The following is a 24,886-nucleotide window of genomic DNA, read 5'->3' on the forward strand; positions in this document are numbered from 1 at the left end:
GGTCATATTCTAAGAGGTGATTTCTTTTTTTTACCCGTTACCCGTTACCCATTACCCATTACCCATTACTTACTCGTCTTCTTCTAGTGACTCACGAGAGAGAGACTCGTAGGTGGGTCGGGGTGGTGTGCGGCGGGCTGCCACATCGGCCATTAAATCGACCTCTACATCTAAAGAACTGCCATCTGCCTGGGTTTCTACCTTGTGCACGGCAATATCTAAACCTAAAGACTGTAGCTCTCGCATCAACACCTTAAAGGACTCAGGAGTACCAGGGCGGGGAATTGACTTGCCCTTAACAATGGCATTGAGGGCTTCGTTGCGCCCCTGCATGTCGTCAGACTTCACCGTTAGCAACTCCTGCAAGGTGTAAGCTGCACCGAAGGCTTCCAGCGCCCACACTTCCATTTCTCCAAACCGCTGACCCCCTTGCTGGGCTTTGCCACCCAAGGGTTGCTGAGTCACCAGAGAGTAGGGGCCTGTTGACCGGGCGTGGATTTTGTCGTCTACCAAGTGCACCAGCTTTAGCATATAAGCCACGCCAATGGTGATTGGTCGGTCAAAGGGTTCGCCAGTGCGACCGTCAAACACCATAATTTTGCCGGGGTCGTCGGGGTTATATACCCACAGTTTGCTGGTTTCGTCTCTGGCTTCTTGCAGCTTGCCGTGGACAATGCGCCGCGAAGACTCTTCGCCATACATTTCGTCAAAGGGGGTAATTTTAAACCGCACCCCTAGGTTGTGACCCGCCCAGCCCAAGAGGCACTCAAACACCTGTCCGACATTCATGCGGCTGGGTACACCCAAGGGGTTGAGCACTATGTCTACTGGGGAGCCGTCGGGCAGGTAGGGCATGTCTTCGGCGGGGAGAATTCGCGAGATAATGCCTTTGTTGCCGTGGCGTCCTGCCATTTTGTCGCCGACTTGAATTTTCCGCTTTTGGGCGACGTACACCCGCACTACCATGTTGGCTCCTGGTGGCAGTTCATCCCCTTGTTCGCGGGTAAACAGGCGCACATCTACGACTCGTCCTTTTTCGCCATTGGGCACTCGTAGGGAGTTGTCGCGCACGTCGCGGGCTTTTTCGCCAAAGATGGCCCGCAGGAGTTTTTCTTCGGGGGGTTGGTCAGACTCGCCCTTGGGGGTGACTTTGCCCACTAAGATATCCCCGGCTTCTACCCAGGCGCCAATGCGGATGATGCCCTGTTCGTCTAGTTGGCGCAGGGCGTCTTCGCCGACGTTGGGAATTTCTCTGGTGATTTCTTCGGGTCCTAGTTTGGTTTGTCTGGCCTCAATTTCATATTTTTCGATGTGAATTGAGGTGTAGACGTCGTCTTGCACTAGGCGCTCAGAAATTAAGATGGCGTCTTCGTAGTTGTAGCCTTCCCAAGGCATGTAGGCGACTACTATGTTTTGCCCTAGGGCTAGTTCTCCGCCTTCGGTAGAGGAGCCATCTGCTAGCACTTGCCCAGCCACTACCCGCTCTCCGGTGCGGACTAGGGGTTTTTGGTTGAGGCAGGTGTCTTGGTTAGAGCGCTGATATTTAGAAAGGGTGTATCTAATTTCTTGGGGTTTGTCTGCTGTTTTGCTGGTGTCTGCTGGTGTTGAAAGGCGGACTCTGACGCGAATTTCGGCAGCATCAACATAGGTGACGTCGCCGTCGGTGCGGGATACTATCACCATGCCGGAGTCTCTGGCTCCCTGTGCTTCTAAGCCGGTGCCCACTAGGGGGCGCTCTGGCTTGAGCAGGGGCACTGCCTGCCGTTGCATGTTAGAACCCATGAGGGCGCGGTTGGCGTCGTCGTGTTCTAAGAAGGGAATCATGCTCGTGGCGACGGAGACTATCTGCACTGGAGAAACTGCCACGTAGTCTACTTGCTCTGGTGTGGTGGTGGAGAACTCTTGGCGATAGCGCACCGGCACTTGGGGGCCAATAATGTAGCCGTTGTCGTCTACTGGCACATCTCCTGGTGCTACCCGCAGGTCGTCTTCTTCGTCGGCAGTCATGTAGACTGGTGCTAGGTCAAACCGCACGCGGGCGTTTTCTACTGGTCTAAATGGTGTTTCTAAAAATCCGTAGAGGTTGACGCGGGCATGGGTGGCTAGTGAACCTATTAGCCCGGCGTTGGGGCCTTCTGGTGTTTCAATGGGGCAGATGCGCCCGTAGTGGCTGGGGTGAATATCTCGCACGGCAAACCCTGCCCTCTCGCGGGTTAGCCCCCCAGGGCCTAGGGCGCTGAGGCGGCGTTTGTGGGTCAGTTCTGCTAGGGGGTTGGTCTGATCCATAAACTGGCTCAACTGGCTGGAGCCAAAGAACTCTTTAATTGCCGCTACTAGTGGTTTGGGGTTGACTAGGGAGGCAGGGGTGAGAACTTCGGCGTCGGATACGGTCATCCGTTCCCGAATTATGCGTTCTAAACGGTTTAAGCCTACCCGTACTTGGTTTTGCAGGAGTTCGCCAACGCTTCTTACCCGGCGGTTGCCTAAGTGATCAATATCGTCGATGCTACCAATGTCATATTCCAAGTTAATCAGGTAATCCACGGCGGCTAAGATATCACCGGCAGTCAGCACGCGCATGGTGTCGGGAACGGAAAGCCGTAATTTCTTGTTGAGCTTATACCGACCAACGCGACCTAGGTCGTAACGTTTCGGGTCAAAGAAACGGGAGTCTAATAGTTGTTGCCCACCTAAGACGGTGGGTGGTTCCCCAGGACGCAGTTTGCGATATAACTCCATCAGGGCTTCCTCTTCGGAAAATTGCCCTTCTTTTTCGATGGTTTTTTGGAAGTATTCTGGGTGGCGTAGGGCGTCAAAGATTTCGTTATCTGATAACCCTAGGGCTTTGAGGAGTACCTGCGCTGAGAGTTTGCGGGTTTTGTCTATGCGTACCCACACCAAATCGTTACGGTCTGTTTCAAATTTCAGCCATGCCCCCCGGTTGGGGATTAAGCTAGCTGAATATGTGCGCCGCCCGTTTTTGTCAATTTCTGATTTGTAGTAGACCCCAGGCGATCGCACTATTTGGTTAACAATTACTCGCTCGGCTCCGTTAATAATAAACGTGCCGCGATCGGTCATCAAAGGCAGATCCCCAATAAATACTTCCTGCTCTTTAATGTCCCCTGTTTCTTTGTTTAACAGGCGTGTGGGTACATACATTTGTACTGCATAGGTACTGTCCCGCCGTTTGGCTTCTTCGACGCTGTACTTTGGCTCTTTAAGTTTGTAGTTATGACCTAAAAAATGCAGCTCTAGTTTGCCGGTGTAGTCTGTGATCGGACTAAAGGAGTTCAGTTCTTCTATCAGCCCTTCTTCCAAAAACCAGCGGAAGCTTGAACGCTGGATTTCAATCAAGTCGGGTAACAGAAAGGCGGGTTCCATATATGTTTCGTTCGTCATGCCTCTACCTTTGTCAACCTGGTTAAACTTTCCCTTGGACACTGCTGTGGGACGGTTCCCGATCCTAGCTAGTGTCCGTAGCTGTTGGGGAACTTCTCCTTACACCACCCGAAGAATACAGGTGTGGGCAAACGCAGTCATTAAATCTGGATTGGGCGATTCTTACAAGGGGGTAATCGCCCCTGATGGGGAGCAAGGAACGCTAAAATCCAACTGTGGTATTGATTCAACAACTGCAGATGGAAGAAAAGTTGCTGAGTTTGATTAAGATTCCTCACTTCCCCCTCCAAAAAGCGCGTTAATTAATTTATGCAGATCTACACTGTTGTGTCTTCAAAACACCTCGTCTATACTCACAGTGAGAAGAGCTAAAACTGAGGAATTGGCGAGAGTAGGCTCGCTTATCTGTCTGGCTCGATTTTGGTTTCTTTGTACTCACAAGACGATTACGTTTAACAATTTTCTATAGATTCAATACACATTCATCCGCTGCCATACGAACATACTCTTCTTTCAACCTAGATTGTCACGATTTGTCATCTATTGAGAGCATCCGAAGAGTAGAGATAGGAGGATGTCCATAAAGTTTTGGATTGAGAAATTTAATCCAAATAAAGAAAATCACAAATCTCCAATTGATACGGTCAAGTTGATAACAGCACAAAATCAAGCGATTGAGTTATCTGTTCCTTCCTTTATCATTATGGCGCAAGCTAAATATTTTGGAGGCGACGATCTTAGCATATTTTTGTCTGCAAAGGATTTTTATTTTTTGAACCCACAACTGACACCTATGAATTGGGTACAGTTTATAATACCAAACCGAATAATTCACAGGCGTTCTGGGTGGTTTGAGCGGCGATCGCCTCTACCGTTTCCCCGCGCAGCCTAGCTAATTGCTCCGCGACATAACGGACATAGGACGGCTCATTACGTCCTTGGCCCCGTTTGGGTACTGGAGCTAGGAAAGGGCAATCTGTTTCTATTAGTAGGCGATCGCTGCTCACCATAGCTGCTGCACTTTGGATAGCTTTAGCATTTTTGAACGTTACTGTTCCACTAAAGCTGATGAAAAAGCCTAGGTCGAGAAACCATTGGGTTTCTTCTGGCGTTCCACCCCAACAATGCATTACACCCCGCACCCTTTCTCCTTTGTCATCCTGCCATTCTTGCAACACGGCTCTTACCTGTGGTGCTGCATCACGACAGTGAATAATCACTGGTAAGTTGAGTTGACTAGCCACGCCTAATTGCGCTTCAAACACTATGCGTTGTAGCTCATAGTTATTTGCTTTGTAAAAATCTAGCCCCATTTCCCCAATTGCGACCACTTTGGAGTCAGAACTAGCAAGAGTTTGTATTTTATCGGCTGTTTCGCAATTCCATTTATTAGCATCTAGAGGATGTAATCCAACGGCAAAGCTGAGTTCGGGAAACTGGTGCGCTATGGCTTGAATGCTGGAAAACTCCTCTGGGTGAACGCAGGAATGTACTAAATGCACTACACCTGCTTCTTGCCACCGGGAGCGTACGGTTGCTAAGTCCGGCTGGAAAAGGTCAAAGTTGAGATGAACGTGGGTGTCTATCAGCTGCATGGTTTAGTCATTAGTCCTAAAAGTCATTAGCTAATAACTAATGACTTTTAGGACTACTGTGCTGTTTGCGTGAGTGGTTTTAGTCTGTGAGCCAATTGAGACTTTTTCCTGGCCCCGTTGTTGGGGTGAAGAATGCCCCGCTTTACAGCTTTATCGATTTTGCTATACGCCTCGGACATCCGAGCCTGTACTGCTTGTTCTGATTCTGGGGTAGGATTAGCTGTATAGACTTCAACAGCATAATGGTATTTCTTCATCAGCGTCTTTACTGCTGATTTGTAAGTTTTATTACGCAGCCGGTTGCGTTCTGCGATTTGGGCGCGCTTAAGAGCAGATTTTGTATTCGCCACAGTCAATTCCAAAAAGACTATTAATATGTACACACACTACTAGACTTACTAATATAGCATCTATATTGCCAATATTAGAATTTCTGCCAAAAAAAGTCCCCAGGACTGAATTTTTCACAACAGCAGCCAAGAAACTACTTTCACAACCAAGTAGGACAGTGCGCCACAAACAATAAGGATATGTGGTTAACCCAGGAAATGAGTTAGAATAAATTACCCGAATATTTATAGTAACCCTAACTCACGACCACCTAAGCAAACGGTGCAACGGCTAATTCAGTACGTCCCCAAAAGAGGACGTATTGTTTGAGAGTTTTCTTGAGACCCGAACTGTCGTGTCTCAAAAAGTTTCAGGGAATAAAATCGAAAAATCAGCGAAAATTATACTCAGACCCTACCCCTATTAAACCAAGGGGCTGGATCTGTAAACACAGCACCTTTGCTTCGTCGGGAGTGAGGAGTGGAGTTAAAGGGTAGTGGGAGGAGGCATACCCGCTCCCTGGGGTAGCTCGAAGGACTTGCCACCAGGGTAAGCCTGTGGCAGTCAATCAGACCAAGAAATGAAGTTGCCTTATAGAGCAATCTTTGTGCTGGCAACTATGTGAGTATCAAAAAAATCCAGGTTAAGCTAGAGAAGAGGATTAGGGTAAGCTTGACACCCCAGTGGGTAAAGAGCAAGACTAATTCTCAGGCGAGAATATTCTAAATTTTGGCATTGTCCTTACTCCATGCTGCGAATCATTACTCAGCAGGCAGACGTCAGAGCAGAACTACAACGTATCTGCGATCGCACCCACGATGAACAGGTGCTTCACAAAGAAGCAACGGTGCGGGAAGTATTGCAAGCAGTCAAGCGCCAAGGCGATAAAGCTGTGTTGCATTATACAGCCGAATTTGACCACCAAACCCTGAAGCCAGAAGAACTACGTGTTTCAGGCTCCGAACTGGATGCAGCCTACCAACAAGTGTCGAAGGAGTTGCTCCAGGCGATTCGGCTGGCTTGCCGCCAAATTGAAGCGTTTCACCGTCAGCGGGTACCAAAAAGCTGGGTACACTTTGGCGATGATGAAGTAGTGCTGGGCAAACGCTACACCCCTGTAGACCGGGCGGGTTTATATGTGCCTGGTGGCCGCGCTGCCTATCCCAGCACAGTGTTGATGAATGGGATTCCGGCGAAGGTAGCTGGTGTACCCCGTGTGGTGATGGTAACACCACCAGGAGTAGGAAAAGCAATTAACCCAGCAGTTTTGGTAGCTGCCCAAGAAGCAGGGGTGCAAGAAATTTATCGCGTTGGGGGGGCGCAAGCTGTTGCCGCTTTAGCCTACGGCACAGAAACGATTCCGAAAGTCAATGTGATTACCGGACCAGGTAACATTTATGTCACCCTAGCGAAAAAACTTGTCTATGGCACCGTGGGCATCGATTCTTTGGCCGGACCGAGCGAAGTGTTAATTATTGCTGATGAACACGCAAATCCTGTGCTGATTGCCGCTGACTTGTTGGCCCAAGCCGAACATGACCCGATGGCGGCAGCGATTTTGTTGACAACAGACGCTACTTTAGCGAAAAACGTGCAAGTAGCTGTAGAAAGACAACTGGTAGATCACCCACGGCGCCTAGACACAGAAAAAGCGATCGCACACTACGGCTTGATTGTCGTTGTGGAATCGCTGGAAGCAGCCGCAGAACTCTCGAATGAATTTGCCCCCGAACACCTGGAGTTAGAAATCAAAGACCCTTGGTCTCTAATTCCCCAAATTCGTCATGCCGGGGCCATCTTCTTGGGTTACTCTACACCAGAAGCTGTAGGAGACTATTTGGCAGGTCCTAACCACACCTTGCCCACTTCTGGTGCAGCCCGCTATGCTTCAGCCTTAGGCGTGGAAACCTTCCTAAAACACTCCAGTATCATCCAATACTCACAAACCGCACTGCAAAAAGTAGCTGGTGCCATTGACGTACTAGCAACAGCTGAGGGCTTACCCTCCCACGCCGATTCAGTACGACGCCGAATTCAGCAAGAGGAGTGATTTGGAATGCTTGATTTTGTCCTATACTTTTGGCAAAAGTCACTCTGCGGCTGCAAAGTAAAAGTCTGTAGCTATACAAACTAACTTTGCATCTGGGAAATTGTTAGTATAGCTAGCAAATAAGGTGATCCCCTGAGGCACACAGTTATCAGTTGCTCAAAAGTTGAGCTTCGCAAAGTTTGCGGGAGCCAACCTATAGTATGCTGTTAACCAGTAAGACTACGGCTCGGTTAGGAAACTAACGTGTAAAGCCTCAGTAGGGGCAAACGAAAGGGCTGTGTTCAGCCCAAGAATCCCCTGCTATAAAGCTTAGGGGAGCGTCAAGTAAGGGGTCTACTCTTGAGGAGACGAGAGCAGTGGTAAAAACTATTTTGGTAGCTCTGGATGGCTCGGAAATAGCAGAACGAGTAATTCAGACTTTAGATGATTTGGTGCTGCCAACAGACACCAGAGTTATTCTCTGCCATGTATTTCCCACGCCAGAGTCAGAGATGGAACTACCCGCTGATCGCCCCCTTGCGGAGCCACCAACATTTCCTTATTTCCAGATTGAAAAACAGCTGCAATCCTACCAGGAGCAGTTGTCAGTCAACAGTGAATTAGAGCTGGTAACTGGCGATCCTGCTGATGAGATTATTCGCCTTGCTAATATTTACAAGGCTGATTTAGTGATCATTGGTAGTCGCGGGTTAACTGGGATGAAGCGAATTGTCCAGGGTTCTGTTAGTAGTCAAGTGGTGGAAGAGGCTGATTGTTCAGTACTAGTGGTAAAACCAAGTAAAAGTTAAAATTACAAGTCATTGGAGCAGCCGATGTCTTGTAAATTGACCCTCATCCTAGAAGGGTGGGGCTACACAAACTTTCGTCCGCCTACGCGGACTAATATAAATATAGCCTAGCTCGGCGTAGATATGTTTACAGCCCAAAATTTGGTAAATTTTGGGCGCTTTTTTGCCAAGATTTTTCAACATTCAACATTTATTGGACTGATGCCAATGTGTGTCACTATAACCAGGAAATGGGACTATCATTGCTTGACCCATTGATTAAGAGTTATACCTAAAAACTGTTCCAGTTGAGTAATACTATTAAGATGATTAATAGTAGCACTAAGTTCTTGATTTTTAGCATCAACTAAACTTTTTTCAAAATCAATAATATCTGTCATAGAAATATTACTACCTAACCGCATTCTTTCTTTAGCATTAATAACTTTTGTTTCTGCTAATTGTCGGGCTTGCTGTGCTAATTTAATTTGTTTAAAAGTATCTTGAGAATTACGAATTTTAGTTTTTAATTCTTCATTAAGATTTTCTTTAGCTTTTTCATAAGTTAGATTAGCACTTTGCAAGCCAATCTGACTTTTTTTTACTGCATTATTTTGGCTTAAATTTCCAAATTCACGACTTAAGGTAAAAGATGAATTTAAGTCACCTGTATCTTGAGTATTAGTAGCACTATTAAAACCATAACTTAAGTTAAATTGTAAATCTAACTTCTGTTGATTTTCTGCTTCATTTATACCAAATTTTGCATCTTCTACACCATTTAAAGCACTGAGATAACCACTATTATTAGCTAAAGCTAATTCTAACATTTCTGCAAAACTAGGTAAATTTAAAGTTGCTGGAGTAATAGGAGTTTCAATAGCAATCAGCTTCTTTGGTACAGGTAAGTCTAACAATTTATTTAAATCAGCAATTGCTTGCTCTAAGCTTCCTTGTGTATTAACTAAGTCTACTTCTTTTTGAGCAATGTCTGATTGACGCTCAATGAGGTTATTTTTGGCAATTCTACCAAATTCAAAAAGTGCTTGTAATCTTTCTAAATCTTTTTTAGAACTTGCAACAGATAATTGTTCAATTTTTAACCTTTCTTGTGCTAGCAATAAGTCCCTGTAACTTAATATTGTATCAGTAATTGTTTGGCTAATGTTATTTTTAAAAGTTAAAATATTAACTTTTTCTGTTAATCTAGCTCTTTTAATAGAAATGGTATTAAACCGTGTGCCAAATCCCCTTAATAAGGGTTGGCTAAAATTAAAACTCATGCTTTGACTGAGCATATTTGTATCTAATGAGTTATTTTGTGATAACTGGCTTTGCCCTTGCAATGTTAAACTAAGATTAGCACCAGTAGGAATTTCTAAATTCAACTTAGCACTTAAATTAGCGGTTTGATTATTGCTTCGGTTCTCTCCAGATTGAGAATTATTAAAATTAAGAGAAAGTTCTGGAGTAAATTTAGGATTAAACTGAGATTCAGTTTCAGCTAATTGTTTTTTATCTAAAATGCGCTGGAGATAAACTAGTTTTAAGTCCCGATTATTTTCCAAGGCTAAATAAACTGCGTCAGCTAAATTTAATGGTAATTCATTACTAGAATTATCTAGTATCTGTAACTTAGTAGCAGAACTTACTATTGGAGTTTTTAGCTTTTCTTGACTAGGGATATCTTGACATTTTCCTAGACTAGGAAATAGCAGAGTTAACAACAGAAATAAAGATGAACCTTGAAATAAAAAATGATTCATAAACTTTTGATGATCAATTTTAGGAATTTTGCCACAAATTTAGTATTTTTCTAGGGTTTTCGATAGTTTGGTGATACGTCAGGAGAGACATCCTACTCATAGGATGCTGGAAAAATTAGCTAATTTGCTATTTCTTGTCAATGGGTAATTACTGAATTACTTTAAGCTTAGGCTTTTGATTAATTTAACTAAATTTAGTTATTGAGAACGCAAAGATTCAACTGGATCTAATTTACTAGCTCTTAGAGCAGGTAAGAAGCTAGAAATGATGCCTACTACCATAGCAGAATTTAGAGAAATAAGAGGCGTTTGATAATTAAATTCATAAGGTAAATTTAATATGTTTACTGCCAAAATGGTAATTCCTTGAACAGTAGCGATCGCTATAATTCCTCCTACCACACTAATGATTGTGGCTTCTAGTAAAAATTGAATTAAAATATCTTTTTGACTTGCACCGATAGCTCTTCTTAATCCAATTTCTGGTGTACGCTCTACCACTGATGCTATGCTAATATTAGCAATTCCTACTCCTCCTACTATGAGTGCAATTCCCCCAATTAGTAAGAGAATAATAGTTACTTGATTTAACAAGTTTTCTGATTTTTTCATTTGTTGAATATTGCTATAAGCATCAATATTTAAATTTGTAAATCTCTTTTTCAACAATTTTATCGCTTGAATTTTAACTTTATCTAAATCTTCTGAGCGAGTTGGAGTGATAATAATTTGTTCAAAAAAAGGATTGGATATGACGGCTTGATATACGGATAAAGGAATTAATATTAACCCTTCTTTTTCACTCCCATAGCTACTAGCTTTACTTTGAATAACTCCTTTAATATAATAAGATTTATCTTGAAAATAAATCATTTTATCCAGAGGATTTTTGCCTTTGAACAAGTTTTGAGCTACTAATTGATCAATCACGACAACTGGATATTTTTGTTGTAAATCATTAAATGTGAAGAAATTCCCTAAAATTAATTTTCTTCCAGTAATTCGTAAAAACTCTGGTGTCACGGCTTGAGAGTTGGCAGCTATTTTTTGATTCCCATATAAAATAAAATTATTACTACCATTTTCAAGAGGAGCAATATAACTCCAACCTGACAAACTTTTTTTTAACCATTCCAAGTCTTCTGGTTGATATTTTTTTGACTGATATGTCACTAAATCACTAGGTGAATAAACAACGATTTGTGGAGATTCCATTTCCTCTAATTGTTTTTTTAAAAATGTTTTACCAACATCACTTACTTGTAATGTTCCACTAATAGCAAATACCCCCATAAATACACCCAAACTACTCAGAAAAAAGCGTAAAGGATTACTGCTTAAAGATTTAATACTTAAAAATAATAAATCATTAGGTTTCATTAACCTACCTCTTTTCTAAAATTAATTAAGTTTAACTGAAACATAATTACCTTCATTTAATTTAGTTTCAAACGAAGGAATTAATACTTCGTCTCCTATTTTTACACCTGATTTAACTTGAACATTATCTAATCCTTGCAAACCCAGTTTAATAGGTTTTTTCAATGCTTTACCTTGTGCATTTTGCATCCAAACAAAAGTTTCTGACTCAGTTTGTTGAATTGCTTCATTTGGGATAACCATTACTTTATCAAGTCGAGATAAAATCAACGTAACTGTGACTGGAGTCCCAGGAACGATATTTTTATTTACTTGATCTAAGCGCACAATTGCTGTTAATTTAACATTATCTGAATTCTGATTATTATTACTTTCTGCTTCTCCTGCTAATAGAGAAATTTGCTGGATTTTTCCTGTTATTTTTTTTGATTCTAACCCTAATACACTAATTTCGGCTTGTTGTCTCAATTTAATTTGAGTTGCATCTAAAGGAGATAGTTTTAATTCAACAATTTGTTGAGTAGGATCACCAATTAACAAAACATCTCCTTTTGGTTCAATTACATCACCTACTTTGACTTGCAGATTAAGAATAACACCATCAACAGGAGACATAATTACTGTTTTACGTAATTCTTCGGCAATTTTTTGACGTTGAATTTTTGTTTTTTCTAGCTCTCTAACAACTTGATTTAATCCTATTTTAGCTTGATTAAGTTCTTGTTGAGCTTGTTCAACTTTGGATTGGGCTTCTTGAAATTTTTGTTGAGGTTCAGATTTGTTGTTTTTTACATTTTCAAGAAAACTTTTTAAATCAAGTTCTTGTTTTTCTAAATTTATTTTACTCAATGATAGCTCATCTTTAGTAGTAGTTAAACTACTTTCTGCTCCAGTTACTTGTTTCTCTTGATCTTTTAAGCCATCCTTGGAAATAAAATCTCTAGCAAATAATTGCTGATTTTCCTCTAATTTAACTTTTGCTTCTGCTAAAGTACTTTCTGCTTGACTAATTGCTTGTTGTTTTTTATTAAAATCTAATTTCGCTTTTTCAATTTCCCACAATATTTCTTGTTTCTTATTAGCAATATCTTGAAGATAAGTTTTTTGAATATTTTGGTATTCTTTTTTACTGTCCAATAGTTTCTTGGTGGCTCGTTGTAAAGCCAAATTTTTATCACTAATTTGGAATGATTTATCTTTTAAGTCAGACTCAAATTCTTGTAATTTAATTTGGGATTCTGCATCTCGCAGCCGAATTAAGACTTGATCTTTTTTTACTGTGTCTCCAATTTTAACTAAAACTTGTTCTACTGTTCCTGTTGTGGGAAATTTAATGGTTCTTTGATTATCTAATTTTAAAATTCCACTTTCTCCGGTAATTTTATTTTCTACTTCGCCTTGAGTTACTGTCACCATGCTAACAGTTACAGGTTGGGTATTACTTTTGAGAACTGAGCCAAAAACTAACCAACCTCCAAGAGTAACAACGGTTAAACTTGCGGAGATGGTTAACCATTTAAATCCTGGTTTGAATTTAAAATTTTTCATGCTGATTTATAAATACTATTTAAAATAGTTAGTTGCCCAGATATACTTCCAAGCAATATGAACGGAAAAATTTACTAGCTGTGACAGAACGATAGATAAGCTTTAAAGCTTTCATGTCAGAATTGCTCATGTAATTGGACAATACTTTGCATATACGTACATACGCTAGTACATAATATAAAACCTTGTGAAAATAATACTAGCATTTATACTAGACTTTTTAGCTACTAAAAAAATTCATTTCATCTTGATGAAAGTAGCAGATTTATAAAATTGCGGTGAACTTAATCAGTGCTAACTTTATTTCATTTAGTAAAATTAATCACTAAATTTCAAATAAAAATAAATGTAACATATTACACATTTGAAGCGTTAAGCTTTACCGCAAATTAGTTTTGAAGCATATCTATAGTATTGGTATATTAATTTTGCTTAGTATCTTTAGTAACTAAATATTTTGAGTTCAGCAAGCTCACTATAAAAGCTTAAGAAAACGTTACTCAATGAAAATACGGTGATTAAAATCAGCAACTGAAGAGATGGTTAAATATCTCTTGGTGAAAGAAAATTAGCTGGTGAGGATAGGAAGGAAAGGAAAATCAATCCTATCCCATTCAGGTGGACTACTTACAGATTTAGGGTTTCTGGCTGGCCAAAAACTGACGCAAGCTTAATAAACTCAGGGTTTGTCCCAAATTTAGGGGCAGAATCGATATTCCTTCCAGTCGGGACTGCACCCAACCATCGCCCCAGTACCATTCATGAAACCCGTCAATGCCACCACTAAGTAGCAAGCGCAGGCAGTTAGTTTTTGCTATGTCCACTTGATGATCAATCTGGATTGGCCCAGTCCAAGTAGTAAACTGAAATCCTGGTTGCAGTTCTTCAGGCATTCCTGGGGCAAAGCGTTGCCCTAAGAGCCATTTTTCTAGTTGGGCTGGATGCAGTATACTGTCGTGAATTGCATCGGCTGATGCTTCAATTTCGATTCGGAGTTGGCTTTGTTGGAAAGTACCCAGCATTTTTGGAGAATTGCCTAGAGGCGAGACATGATTATTTCTAATATTGCAAATATAATTACTGGTGATCATGGCACCACTTTTCTACCAGATGAGAACTTAGAATAGAAAAGTGTACTTGTTAAGAAATGTAAGGTAATTCATGGCGGATCAGTTAATTCGTGCCACTGCGGCCGATGGTGGGATTCGTGCAGTAGGTGTGATCACCACACGCTTAACAGAAGAAGCACGGGGGCGCCACAAGCTTTCCTATGTGGCGACAGCAGCACTGGGTCGGTCTATGGCAGCGGGCTTGTTAATGGCTTCTAGTATGAAGCGAGTGGGGTCTAGGGTCAACGTCCGGGTGAAGGGCGATGGGCCTTTGGGAGGTATACTAGTAGATGCAGGGTTAGATGGCACAGTACGTGGCTATGTAGAAAACCCCGCTGTGGAATTGCCTCCCAACGCCAAAGGTAAGCTAGATGTTGGCGGTGCAGTGGGTAGGGGCTACCTCTACGTTGTGCGGGATATCGGTTACGGTTTTCCCTACTCTAGTACAGTTGAACTGGTTTCTGGAGAAATTGGTGATGATGTGGCTCATTACCTGCTTAATTCTGAACAAACACCTTCAGCTCTGGTTTTAGGTGTGTTCGTGGGGGCAGGTGGAGTAACAGCTGCTGGAGGGTTACTGATACAAGTGTTGCCCAAAGCTGCTAGAGATGAAGCCCTAGTTGCAAAGCTGGAATCACGGGTAGCTGGTTTGGCGGGATTTACGCCTTTGTTGCAAGCTGGGAAGACCTTGACCGAAATCTTTGATGATCTGCTGGGCGATATGGGGGTGAAGATATTTCCGGAAAGCCAGATATTGCGCTTCCACTGTGGTTGCTCTTTTGAGCGCGTGCTAGGGGCACTTAAAATTTTAGGAGCAGCGGAACTGCAAGACATGATTGTTAAAGATGATGGTGCTGAGGCAACTTGTGACTTTTGTGGCAGTGTTTACCAGGCAAGTAGCGATCATCTAGCTCAGTTAATTGTTGATTTGCAAGGGTCGTCCTCGGTTTCAGGATAAAGTATAAAAGAATACTAATTTCTGAAATTGTTAATGCTATCTGTGGAGATAGGTGAATATAGCGCCTTGATTGGGCAGTTGAGACAACTTGGCGGTTTTTTTGATTAGCTATGTACTTCTTCACTGTTTCCTAATTGTAGTATCTTAGATTTATCTTCAAAGAGGTTTAAGGGTGCTAGTTTTAGAGGCTAAGTTAAAAGGTAAACAAGGTCAGTACAATGCTTTGAATGAAGCGATTTGTACTACCTTGTTTATCTGGAACAAAGCCTTGAGACACTGGGAGGATAAGCAAGGTGTTAGCAATAACATCCAGCAAAAATTGTGTGCAGTATTAGCCGAAGCATTTACTTGGGTTGGGGAACTAAACTCAATGGCTCTTGGTGCTGATGCTGATAAAGCTTTTCTGGCAATCAAGGGTTTCTATGGCTATCGCCAAGCTAAAAAGCCAGTCCAGGTTGGCTATCCACAATTTGGAGAATGGGGTGATTCTGTCGAATACAAAAGTTTTGGGTGGAAGCTTGCGAAAGAAAATATCTAATTTTGACTGATGGTTTTAAGGCAGGAACTTTTAAGCTGATTAGTAATATTAACTGAAGCTTTTATGCTCCACAGCAAATTAAACGGATTTCAGTTGCAGGGCCAGGGCAAACCCAAAGGTTGGAGAAACTCCTGAGGATAAGTTGGCTGTTTACAAGGAGAATCCCACAGCCTCAATCTGTGGGAGCATCAATAAGGCAAAAATGGAATTATCGGTCGCCAACAGATCGCTATTCAATTATTTTGGTGTGAGAGATGACAGAGCGGGATACTCCAGACAGTTGGTCTCCAGCCGGAGCAAGAGAGCCAGATCCAAAGAAAAGATTATCCCGAACAGGACAATTCGGCGAAACTGAAGTATTTGGTGTCCCAGCTACTGGTTCTACCTCTAAGCCAGTAAAGCGGCGAAAAAAAACTAATCCCGTAAGTCCTGCAAAGAGGCTACGCCAACGCCTAGCATCTGGTAAAGAAGGATTAGTGATAAACAGTCATTCAGAAGAAACTTCTCAACCCACTAAGATGACTGCGAGATTACCACGGTGGATGAAAAGCTGGGTGTCGTGGTCATTATTGCTAACGTTGATTCCCGGTAGCATAGGATTTCTGGCGATAAGTATGCTGTTTAAGCTGCCATCTGCCCCTAATTGCCCGGCGATTTTTTGGCCTTTGGCTAGTGCGTCGGTGCGGCTACACTGCGCTCAGTTGGCGGCTTCTAAGCAGACAGTAACGGATCTGCTACAAGCGATCGCTCTCGTGAAGCAGTTGCCACCAAATCACCCGCTGCGGGGAGAAATTGATCGTTTTTTAGAACAATGGTCGCGGGATATTTTGCAGCTAGCGGATCAGAGTTTTCAATCGGGGGAATTAGAGGAAGCGATCGCTACTGCCCGCCAGATTCCAGAAGGAATGGCAAATGGTAAATTAGTAGACGAGCAAATTAGCAAATGGCAGACCATCTGGTCAAAGGCAGAAGGAATTTACCAAGAAGCCCAGAAAGAACTGGGAGAAAGGCACTGGCAATCGGCGTTTATGTTGTCTGCCAGATTGCTGCGGGTGGACAATAAATTTTGGTCGAGTACTAAGTACGATCAATTGAATCGCCTGATTGCCTCGGCGCGGGAAGATGGCGATAAGCTGGGCAAAGCTGAAAATCTGGCTGACAACGGCGGAGTAAATAATTTGCTAGAAGCTATCAAGCTAGCGGAGTCGATTGGGCAGGAAAGTTCCCTTCATCAAAAAGCTCAGGAATTGATTCCCGTATTTGGACGCAAGATGCTGGATTTGGCACAGTCCAAGATGAAAAGGCGAGATGCGGATGCAGCGCTGGAGATTGCTAGACAAATTCCCGCAATCACGAAATTGCAGACGGAAATCGACGACTTTATTGCTTTGGGTGAGGCCCAAAGAAGTGCTTGGATCGGTAGTATTTCTGGTTTAGAGGAAGCAATTTCCCAAGCACAACAAATTAATGCTTCTAGGGCAGTTTATGATCAGGCGCAACAACTGATTGCCCGTTGGCAGTTGGAGATTGAAGCTGTTTCCCGCTTGGAAAAAGCACGAACCTTGGCTAGCCTGGGAACAGTCAACGATTTAACAGCAGCGATCGCAGAGGCCCAGGTAATCCCTGCTAGTAACCCCCGCGCCTCAGAAGCTAGGCAAGATGTGAATCGCTGGCGATCGCAAGTGGAGACAATTGAAGACCAGCCTTACTTGGATCGCGCTCAACAAATAGCTCTATTAGAGGATGTTAATTCTTTGCAAGCGGCGATCGCCGAAGCTAGTCAAATTCGCAATGGTCGTGCATTGTATCCAACAGCAAGGAAACAAATTCGCACTTGGACGGCGAAGATTCAGCGCATTCAAGACCAACCCTACTTAGATCAAGCACGCGCACTAGCTGACAGTGGTGATCTACCCACTGCCATTAATACAGCTCAACAACTGGCATCTTCGGGACGGGCACTTGCTGGTGAAGCACAGGGGGCGATAGATGACTGGCAAGGGCAAATCCGTGGTAAAGAAAACTGGAAGAAAGCGCGGGAAGTGGCACTTACTGGCACGCCTGAAGCTTTGGTTGAGGCTATCCGGTTAGCGGATCGGGTGTCAGTACGTAGCATGTTACGCATGGATGTGAATCTTGCTATTGACCAATGGAGTCTACAATTGTTACAAATAGCACGCTCTCAAAGTGAGTCTGATATCCCCAAAGCTATTGAGACTGCTAGGTTGATTCCTCGTGGTAATACTGCTTACAGAGAGGCCCAAGCCCAAATTCGGACTTGGCGGGAATTTCTCAATCCTCAGCCTGCACCTGCACCTGAAGTTACACCCCAAGAAACCCAGCCATTACCAACTACCACTGGGCAGTAATTTAGAAAACACCATTCTCTAGATTTTACATCATCCTTGTAAGTAGGGGCACAGCAATGCTGTGCCCCTATCCCGTGAGTCTACAAATATTCTCTAACCCAAGTGCGGAAAACGCGAGTTGTGGCAATTTGTCCAATCTTTTTACTTTCTTCGATAAATCGGGGAATTTCTTTGATTGATATAGGTACAAATGTTGGGCTGATTTGAGTTTCTGAATATTGCCCGTTGGCGAGGGTGTAAATTCTTAATGTAGTTCCATTAAAGCGCCAAAATTCGGCAATTCCCATTGAAGCGTAAAGTTTTAATTTGTCAATTTTGGGTCGGGAGTATTCTACCTCTAGAACTAGGTCTGGGGGTGGGTCAAATGCTAAATTAATATTGTCTTTCTCTCGGACTAATAACTCGTTTTGGATGTAATAACTGCTGTCTGGTTCAGCACCATATTCTAAATCATCTCTTGTTAATGTTAGTGAACCAACCCGGTTAACTTCTAATCCTAACTCTTCACATAATACCCCAACGAAAACCTCAATTAGGCGGTTTGAGCTTTCGTGCGGCTTGAGTGGAGTCATAATTTCTATGGTTCCCTTGTCGTAAGCAATTCTGTTTGTGCGGTCTGAACCCATCTCAGCCAGCATAATTTTAAATGTCTGCCAGGTGATGTTTTCAAGTAAAACTCTGGTTTCTCCGGGTGTTGCTGTCGTTACCATAGTTTATTTTTTTCAGCGGTGATAAATCGGAAGAACAAATAATTTTTATTTTAGGATGTTTGTAGAAACTTAGTTTATGTAATTATCCTCTGCTCACTCTTCTTTGTACTTCTGCGCGACAGCAGTCGCTACAACGGGGGTAACCCCCGCAAAGCGCTATCTTTTCTGGGTGAGAAAAGACGATATACACTCACAGTTAACTCATCAGGATTAATTAAAATTTCTATCTTTGTACCTATTGAAGAGTGAGATTCATGCAACCTTTCAGAAACTAAACATCAAGAAAAACATCAATATTAACTTGAGCTTGTTTCAAGATATTTCTGAGTGTTCCTTCTTTAATGTCTCGATGATGAGGAATCGTCGTTTTTTGATTGGTTTCTGGATTAAACCAAATTTCATGATCTCCCTTTGCTGACCGATAAAATTGAAATCCCAATGCTCCTAACTTTTTAGTCACTTCTCGATAAGAAAAACCTGCTAATCTTCCCATTATACATCCATGATCAGAGGATATTCAAAGTGAGAAGGCAAGCCTTGAAACTGAAGGTCGTGATTATTTTGCTTTTCTAAATCTAATAATATTTTAGCTATATCCTCGGCAATTTCTATAGCTTCCTGTACTGTTTTTCCTTCGGCGACTAAACCCTGTAAATCATCACTGGTTGCCACAAAATATTCTTGACCATCTTCTATAAATTTTTCAACTTTGAGTCTAATTAGTGTTTGCATTTACTTACCCTTTTCCGCCAAAAACAATGTGAATGATTTTTCAGTTCTGCTACTACCGATTTTATGAAATCGTCCCCATACAGAATCAATTTTGAGATTCTATTTGCCTAACTACCGTCAACGCTGAATAACTCACCCCAGCAGTTCCTTCACCTGGATGGGTAGAATCACCGACTAACCACAGATGATTGATGGGTGTGCGATTGGCAAAACCAAAGGGGCCAAAAGTGGGGATTCTTTGACCAATCCCGCCGACAATACCGCGATCGCGTCCTGTAAAATGGGCAAAGGTGCGGGGCGTCGCTGCTTCTACATGAATTATCGTTTCTGGTTTCAGGTAAAAGTATTCTCCCAACCGGGAAATTGCCTCTTGGGTGTATTTTTGTTTTAATGCTTCATAATCCTGATTACCCCACCAAGGCGTAGAATCGACAAAGGAAGAAGCAATAATTGTTGCTTTCCCAGATGGCGCCCGACCATCTCCTTCATGGCTGACGGAAACAAATAGGGAATTATTCTCGCCAATTGGGCCATTGACATCGTACAAAAATTGTAGATGGGGTGGACAATCAGCAGGAATTGCACTGGCGTCTACACCCAAATAGACCACAAACGCCCCTGATGCTGGGGGTAATTTTTCTACACGCTGTTGATATCCAGATGGGGATTTTTCACCCAACAACTGCACCAAGTTTTGGACTGTGACATTAGCTACTACATGGTCGGCGGCTTCTGTCCAGACTTCGCCGGTTTGCTGATTTTTAATCACCACAGCAGTAGCTTGGCCATTTTCAACTTTAATATTTTCGACGGTGTGGCGCATCAATAACTTACCACCGTCTCTTTTCAAAGCTTGAACTAGGCGATCGCTTAAAACCTGCATACTACCCTGGAGATGAAACAAGCCTTGGGGTAGTTGGGATACACTCAACGCCGTTGCAGCATAGAGTAAAGCTGTTTCTTCTGCACTGACTTGGGAATACAGCTTGAGTTGCAAATCTAAAAATGTCCTCAATCGGCGATCGCTTCCCAATCCATATAACCGTAAAGCATCGCCCACAGTAAACAAGGTGAAAGGCACTGTCTTTAATGTACTGGGACGCAGCGCTTGAGTTAGCTGCCACAAATCCCACAAATTACGGGGTGGTAACACCGGATCGCGTCCTTGAAATTCCCAACTAGCATCAAATAAAGTCGCCAACAACTGCCAAAAGGGTTCACTACCAGGAAACTGTCTTTGGCGTTCTTCACGCCATTTATCTGGATCACGCCAAACATTAATTGGTGTCACCTCACCAGGGAGATACACTGCACAAGCAGGATCGCAAGGTGTCGCTTCCGGTAAATCTATTTCCAATTCTGAGAAAATCCGGTGGTGAATTCCCCCCGGTTCTAACCCTGCAACCTGAGTTGCGCCCACATCAAAGGTAAATCCTTGGCGTTTAAAGGTGGATGCACAGCCCCCTGGCACTAAGGCTTGGTCGAGAATTAAGACACTGTAACCTCTATGAGCTAATAATGCCCCAGCAGTCAGTCCACCAATGCCCGCACCAATAACGACGATACGGGATTTATTTCTGTCAACAGAATGATTCGACATTGATATTTATTGTTATTATTCTTAATATTGCTACTCATAATTTTACAATTAAGTTGATATTTAAGCGAGTTCCCAATCCCTAATACCCAATACTCAATCTCCGTCATAGATAAGATAAGACAGTAACAAAGCTCTTCACTCACCACTTATGACCTCATCCTTGGTAAATTTACCTCTCTCCGAGACGGTTGGCGATCGCCTTAATAACCCAAAGCTGCACCAGTTGCCCAATGGTTTAACAATCATTGCCGAGCAAATGCCGGTGGAAGCCGTTAACCTCAGCTTGTGGGCGAAAGTTGGCTCCGCTGTAGAGTCGGATGCAATTAATGGTATGGCTCACTTTTTAGAGCACATGATTTTTAAAGGAACACAGCGACTGGCTAGCGGCGAGTTTGAGCGGCGAATTGAAGAGCGGGGTGCTGTGACTAATGCCGCTACTAGCCAAGACTATACTCATTACTATATAACGACTGCCCCCAAGGATTTTGCCGTACTGGCCCCACTGCAAATAGATGTAGTACTTAATGCTGCTATTCCTGATGATGCTTTTGAACGGGAACGCTTGGTAGTGCTGGAAGAAATTAAGCGTTCAGAAGATAATCCCCAACGCCGCACCTCTCGCCGGGTAATGGAAATGGCCTTTGATTCGCTACCTTATCGCCGTCCGGTGTTGGGGCCTGAAGCAGTGATTTCCCAACTTAAACCCCAGCAAATGCGGGATTTTCACGCTACTTGGTATCAACCCCAGTCAATTACTGCCGTGGCTGTGGGTAATTTACCTGTAGAAGAATTGGTGGAAATTGTAGCCGAGGCATTTACCCAAGTTGATCACAGTCAACAGTCAACAGTCAACAGTCAGCAGTCAACAGTCAGCACTGAACCCGCATTTACAGAAATCGTCCGGCGGGAATTTGTCGATGAAAGTCTCCAGCAAGCACGGCTGGTAATGGTTTGGCGGGTTCCAGGGTTGATGCAGCTAAGTCAAACTTATGCACTGGATGTTTTAGCAGGAATTTTGGGACATGGACGAACATCAAGGCTGGTGCAGGATCTGCGGGAAGAACGGGGACTGGTGAGCGGAATTTCTGTGAGCAATATGAGTAACCAACTGCAAGGGGCGTTTTATATTTCGGCTAAGTGTGATGTAGAAAATTTACCAGAGGTGGAAAAGGCGATCGCGCAACATCTGGGCAAACTACAAACATCTATGGTGAAAGAATCCGAAATTGCCCGTGTAAGGCGGCGTGTGGCTAACAAGTTTATTTTTGGTAATGAAACACCAAGCGATCGCGCTGGGTTATATGGTTACTATCAATCTCTAGTGGGAGATTTAGAACCAGCCTTTAATTACCCAGATTATATTCGCGCCCAAGATGCACCTGAGTTAATGCAAGCCGCACAACAGTATCTTTCCCCAGATGCCTATGGTGTAGTTATCATCAAGCCGATTTAGCAGGGCGGGGTTTCCCCGCTATTACTTGGTAATCCATTCTTAACAACTGACAAATTAATGAATTGGACAGAAATTGATGCCCAGATTAGCCGGGTAACTGGTGAAAAATTTCACTCGTCACAGAGGCGCGGGGTGAGTGGCGGATGCATTAATCAAGGTTATGCTGTCTCTAATGGTCAACTTAGTTACTTTGTCAAGCTAAATCAAGCCTCACTCGTGGCGATGTTTGAGGCGGAAGCGCTGGGTTTACAGCAAATGTTTGACACAGCAACTATCCGCGTTCCCAAACCCCTGTGCTGGGGTACGGCTGATAATTCTAGCTACATCGTGCTGGAATGGTTAGAGATGGGAGGCGGTAATACCAAGTCTTGGTTTGAGATGGGACGCAAGTTAGCGGCGATGCATCAAGCTACAACCAGCCAAGGTTTTGGGTGGGAAATTAATAATACGATTGGTTCTACACCCCAAATCAATACCTGGACGGCTGATTGGGGAGAATTTTATATTAAACACCGCTTGGGTTATCAATTTCAGTTAGCAAGACAGCGAGGGGGTAGTTTTCCCCAACAAGAAAAGTTATTAGCGATTATTCCCCAATTATTGGCAGATTATCAGGTGTCGCCTTCCTTAGTACACGGGGATTTGTGGGGTGGGAATGGGGGGTTTACCGTGTCGGGTGAACCGGTGATTTTTGATCCAGCGACTTATTTTGGCGATCGCGAAGTTGATATCGCGATGACAGAACTTTTTGGTGGTTTCCCAGCCGCATTTTATCAAGGTTATAACGAGGTATTTCCTTTAGATGCTGGCTATGAAAGCAGGAAAACACTTTATAACCTGTATCACATTTTGAATCATTTCAATTTGTTCGGCGGCGGTTATGGTTCCCAGGCAAACCGGATGATTGAGCAGATTTTAAGATGAACCCCACCCCCGCTGTTGCCTAGAGGAGACTAGATTTTATTCAATTAGGGGAATTAGCAGAAACTACACCTAGCTGATATTTTGGGATTGGCTGTTTGGTAATCTCAGCGTAAAGAAAATCTGGGTCTAGGTCTGCTCCTGATGGCCATTGAATTGTGCCAACTTCAGAATTTACTTCAACTGTGGCAAAGTATTCTTGATCTTGCAATGGAGCAAACACACCTGTAAATTGGATTATTTTACTAATATCAACTACTCCTTTAACACCATCTTCAAAGGAAATGTAAAGTTGATAGTTTTCTCTTGTTTCCACGGCGATAATATCTTTGAGCATGATTTATTCCAATGGCAGAATGTTGTTTAAAGGTTGATTTTCTCTGGCTAGTTCCCAGTCTGTCATCAGTTCAGTTTGGTGTAAAGTCGCCCATTCTGTTACTAGTTTAAAAAGCCTGGGAGTCAGTTTACCTTCCAAAATTTCCAGGGTTTGAATGCTAACTATAGCTTTTTGTTGGTTGTAGCGAACGTGAAAGTGTGGTGGTGGATGGTCGTTATAGTAGATGGTGATGATGATTCCAAAAAAGCGGCTAATTTCTGGCATTTCCTTACTCCCTGGTTTCTATATCGTACAACTGGCAGAGGGTGAGGATTTTTTGCTGGAGGAGCGATCGCACATTTTCAGGTGAGACAATCACGCACTCGTCCCCATAGCGCAGCACTTCCCGAATCAACCAGAAGGGATTTGATACATTTCTCACGACTTGGCGCACTTCTCCCATAACTTCGTTGCTGATGTCGTTGGGTTTTGCTTCGTAGGCTTTAATCAGACCTTTGTAAAAGTGTAAGTACACTTTTAGGGAATCTAGCCCTTCCTGTCGCCATTGTCCGTTTATTGGCACAACAACTTTGATTCTATCCAGACGCAAACAGCGATTGTGTATCAGTTCTGGAAAGTCAGTATTGGCAATATCTTCAGTTTCGTCGCACCAAATATTTAAGTAAAAACGCTTCTCTTCAAAAGCAATTTCGGCGTAACGCACTGTAAAAGACAGGTCTCCCACCTGGGGATTTGCATAGAGTAGATGAAATGGTTGTTGATTTTTGCAGAATTGGTCTGCAAGAAGACGCCAGGCTTCCGTAGGTTGGCTAACTTGCTGGAGTAGCGATTGACGCATAGGAGGCTCAAGTTTGCCTCGTTCTAATAACAGACTAGAGATAATTTGCGCTTGTTCAATAAAACCGGAGTCTTTCAGCAGTCCTATGGCTTGCTGGAGTGCGGCTACCTGGGGTGAATTGAGGGTGAAAGGTTCACCGACTTCAAACTCTTGTTGGGCGATCGCTACTAGTAATCCAGACACGCTGGGGGATTTACCCCAGAAAATACCCAGTTTTCGGGCGATTCCCTCCAGTTGTTCTTTTGTTCCAGAGGGAATTGACAGTGTAATTGTCTCTTTTTTCCTAGACATCAAATAAATGTAATTACAGTCTTGACATATAGTGGAATTTACAGTTATTGTATCTGTATTAGAGATACATGGCTGAAAAAAGCGCAATAAATATTTGTAATTGCTAATCTGGTACTTACAAGCCAGATTAAAGATAGTTTTTTGAGATACGCAAAACTGCAACCATTAGTTGCAGAAATTGAAGTGAGTTAT

21 protein-coding genes are annotated in these 24,886 nt (G+C 43.1%); 7 read left to right on the forward strand and 14 right to left on the reverse strand.

Translation table 11 applies throughout. From position 1 onward, the window contains the following. Nucleotides 1-69 precede the first annotated feature (69 nt). The 3 genes from rpoB to rpsT all read right to left on the reverse strand — a co-directional run bounded on the left by rpoB (nt 70) and on the right by rpsT (nt 5,347). Entirely contained in the window at nt 70-3,402 is a 3,333-nt protein-coding gene (gene rpoB / locus H6G32_RS04080; protein ID WP_190455169.1) for a DNA-directed RNA polymerase subunit beta, read from the reverse strand. Nucleotides 3,403-4,211: 809 nt separating this feature from the next. Then, the gene (locus H6G32_RS04085; protein ID WP_190455171.1) at nt 4,212-4,997 is read right to left on the reverse strand and encodes a TatD family hydrolase; all 786 of its coding nucleotides are present in this window, start codon (nt 4,995-4,997) and stop codon (nt 4,212-4,214) included. Nucleotides 4,998-5,050: 53 nt separating this feature from the next. Beyond that, entirely contained in the window at nt 5,051-5,347 is a 297-nt protein-coding gene (gene rpsT, locus H6G32_RS04090) for a 30S ribosomal protein S20 (protein WP_190455175.1), read from the reverse strand. Between the two features lie 728 nt (nt 5,348-6,075). Here rpsT and hisD point away from each other — a divergent pair. Continuing rightward, nucleotides 6,076-7,377 (forward strand): histidinol dehydrogenase, encoded by a 1,302-nt coding sequence (gene hisD, locus H6G32_RS04095; protein WP_190455178.1) that lies wholly within the window; start codon nt 6,076-6,078, stop codon nt 7,375-7,377. Nucleotides 7,378-7,733: 356 nt separating this feature from the next. Next, entirely contained in the window at nt 7,734-8,165 is a 432-nt protein-coding gene (locus H6G32_RS04100; protein WP_190455181.1) for a universal stress protein, read from the forward strand. A gap of 239 nt (nt 8,166-8,404) precedes the next feature. Here the strand turns inward: H6G32_RS04100 and H6G32_RS04105 are convergent, their stop codons facing one another. From H6G32_RS04105 to H6G32_RS04120, 4 genes are all read right to left on the reverse strand, one after another. Beyond that, a complete protein-coding gene (locus H6G32_RS04105) occupies nt 8,405-9,910 on the reverse strand; it encodes a TolC family protein (protein ID WP_190455184.1) in 1,506 nt (501 codons plus the stop codon). A 198-nt stretch (nt 9,911-10,108) separates the two neighbouring features. Continuing rightward, nucleotides 10,109-11,290 carry an ABC transporter permease gene (locus H6G32_RS04110; RefSeq protein ID WP_190455187.1) on the reverse strand — a complete coding sequence of 394 codons (1,182 nt, stop codon included), beginning with the start codon at nt 11,288-11,290 and terminating at the stop codon, nt 10,109-10,111. A 21-nt stretch (nt 11,291-11,311) separates the two neighbouring features. Next, entirely contained in the window at nt 11,312-12,838 is a 1,527-nt protein-coding gene (locus H6G32_RS04115; protein WP_190455190.1) for an efflux RND transporter periplasmic adaptor subunit, read from the reverse strand. 635 nt (nt 12,839-13,473) lie between these two features. Then, nucleotides 13,474-13,860, reverse strand: a complete 387-nt coding sequence (locus H6G32_RS04120) for a hypothetical protein (protein ID WP_190455377.1) — start codon at nt 13,858-13,860, stop codon at nt 13,474-13,476. A 139-nt stretch (nt 13,861-13,999) separates the two neighbouring features. Between H6G32_RS04120 and hslO the strand changes: the two genes are divergently transcribed. From hslO to H6G32_RS04135, 3 genes are all read left to right on the forward strand, one after another. After that, a complete protein-coding gene (gene hslO / locus H6G32_RS04125) occupies nt 14,000-14,905 on the forward strand; it encodes an Hsp33 family molecular chaperone HslO (protein ID WP_190455193.1) in 906 nt (301 codons plus the stop codon). A gap of 172 nt (nt 14,906-15,077) precedes the next feature. After that, the gene (locus tag H6G32_RS04130) at nt 15,078-15,443 is read left to right on the forward strand and encodes a transposase (RefSeq protein WP_190455195.1); all 366 of its coding nucleotides are present in this window, start codon (nt 15,078-15,080) and stop codon (nt 15,441-15,443) included. Nucleotides 15,444-15,697: 254 nt separating this feature from the next. Then, nucleotides 15,698-17,812, forward strand: a complete 2,115-nt coding sequence (locus tag H6G32_RS04135) for a chromosome segregation ATPase (protein WP_190455198.1) — start codon at nt 15,698-15,700, stop codon at nt 17,810-17,812. An 80-nt stretch (nt 17,813-17,892) separates the two neighbouring features. Here H6G32_RS04135 and H6G32_RS04140 read toward each other — a convergent pair whose 3' ends face one another. The 4 genes from H6G32_RS04140 to crtD all read right to left on the reverse strand — a co-directional run bounded on the left by H6G32_RS04140 (nt 17,893) and on the right by crtD (nt 20,854). After that, nucleotides 17,893-18,522, reverse strand: a complete 630-nt coding sequence (locus H6G32_RS04140) for a Uma2 family endonuclease (protein ID WP_190455201.1) — start codon at nt 18,520-18,522, stop codon at nt 17,893-17,895. A gap of 271 nt (nt 18,523-18,793) precedes the next feature. Continuing rightward, a complete protein-coding gene (locus H6G32_RS04145) occupies nt 18,794-19,015 on the reverse strand; it encodes a type II toxin-antitoxin system HicA family toxin (protein ID WP_190455203.1) in 222 nt (73 codons plus the stop codon). Beyond that, a complete protein-coding gene (locus H6G32_RS04150) occupies nt 19,015-19,254 on the reverse strand; it encodes a type II toxin-antitoxin system HicB family antitoxin (protein WP_190455206.1) in 240 nt (79 codons plus the stop codon). The genes H6G32_RS04145 and H6G32_RS04150 overlap by 1 nt, the downstream gene beginning before the upstream one ends. 85 nt (nt 19,255-19,339) lie before the next feature. Then, nucleotides 19,340-20,854 carry a C-3',4' desaturase CrtD gene (gene crtD, locus H6G32_RS04155; protein WP_190455211.1) on the reverse strand — a complete coding sequence of 505 codons (1,515 nt, stop codon included), beginning with the start codon at nt 20,852-20,854 and terminating at the stop codon, nt 19,340-19,342. A 148-nt stretch (nt 20,855-21,002) separates the two neighbouring features. On the opposite strand from crtD, the gene H6G32_RS04160 reads away from it, so the two are divergent. Continuing rightward, nucleotides 21,003-22,307, forward strand: a complete 1,305-nt coding sequence (locus tag H6G32_RS04160; RefSeq protein WP_190455215.1) for a M16 family metallopeptidase — start codon at nt 21,003-21,005, stop codon at nt 22,305-22,307. 57 nt (nt 22,308-22,364) lie between these two features. Next, entirely contained in the window at nt 22,365-23,231 is an 867-nt protein-coding gene (locus H6G32_RS04165) for a fructosamine kinase family protein (protein WP_190455219.1), read from the forward strand. Between the two features lie 40 nt (nt 23,232-23,271). Here the strand turns inward: H6G32_RS04165 and H6G32_RS04170 are convergent, their stop codons facing one another. The 3 genes from H6G32_RS04170 to H6G32_RS04180 are packed head-to-tail and all read right to left on the reverse strand — an operon-like array spanning nt 23,272 to nt 24,694. Continuing rightward, on the reverse strand, nt 23,272-23,565 hold the full coding sequence (locus tag H6G32_RS04170) for a DUF2442 domain-containing protein (protein ID WP_190455222.1): 294 nt from the start codon (nt 23,563-23,565) through the stop codon (nt 23,272-23,274). A gap of 3 nt (nt 23,566-23,568) precedes the next feature. After that, nucleotides 23,569-23,829, reverse strand: coding sequence for a DUF4160 domain-containing protein (locus H6G32_RS04175; RefSeq protein WP_190455225.1), 261 nt, complete (start codon nt 23,827-23,829; stop codon nt 23,569-23,571). 4 nt (nt 23,830-23,833) lie between these two features. Then, the gene (locus tag H6G32_RS04180; RefSeq protein ID WP_190455228.1) at nt 23,834-24,694 is read right to left on the reverse strand and encodes a WYL domain-containing protein; all 861 of its coding nucleotides are present in this window, start codon (nt 24,692-24,694) and stop codon (nt 23,834-23,836) included. Nucleotides 24,695-24,886: the final 192 nt, after the last annotated feature.

Origin of the sequence: Cylindrospermum sp. FACHB-282 (assembly GCF_014697195.1) — a bacterium.
Classification (GTDB): domain Bacteria; phylum Cyanobacteriota; class Cyanobacteriia; order Cyanobacteriales; family Nostocaceae; genus Cylindrospermum.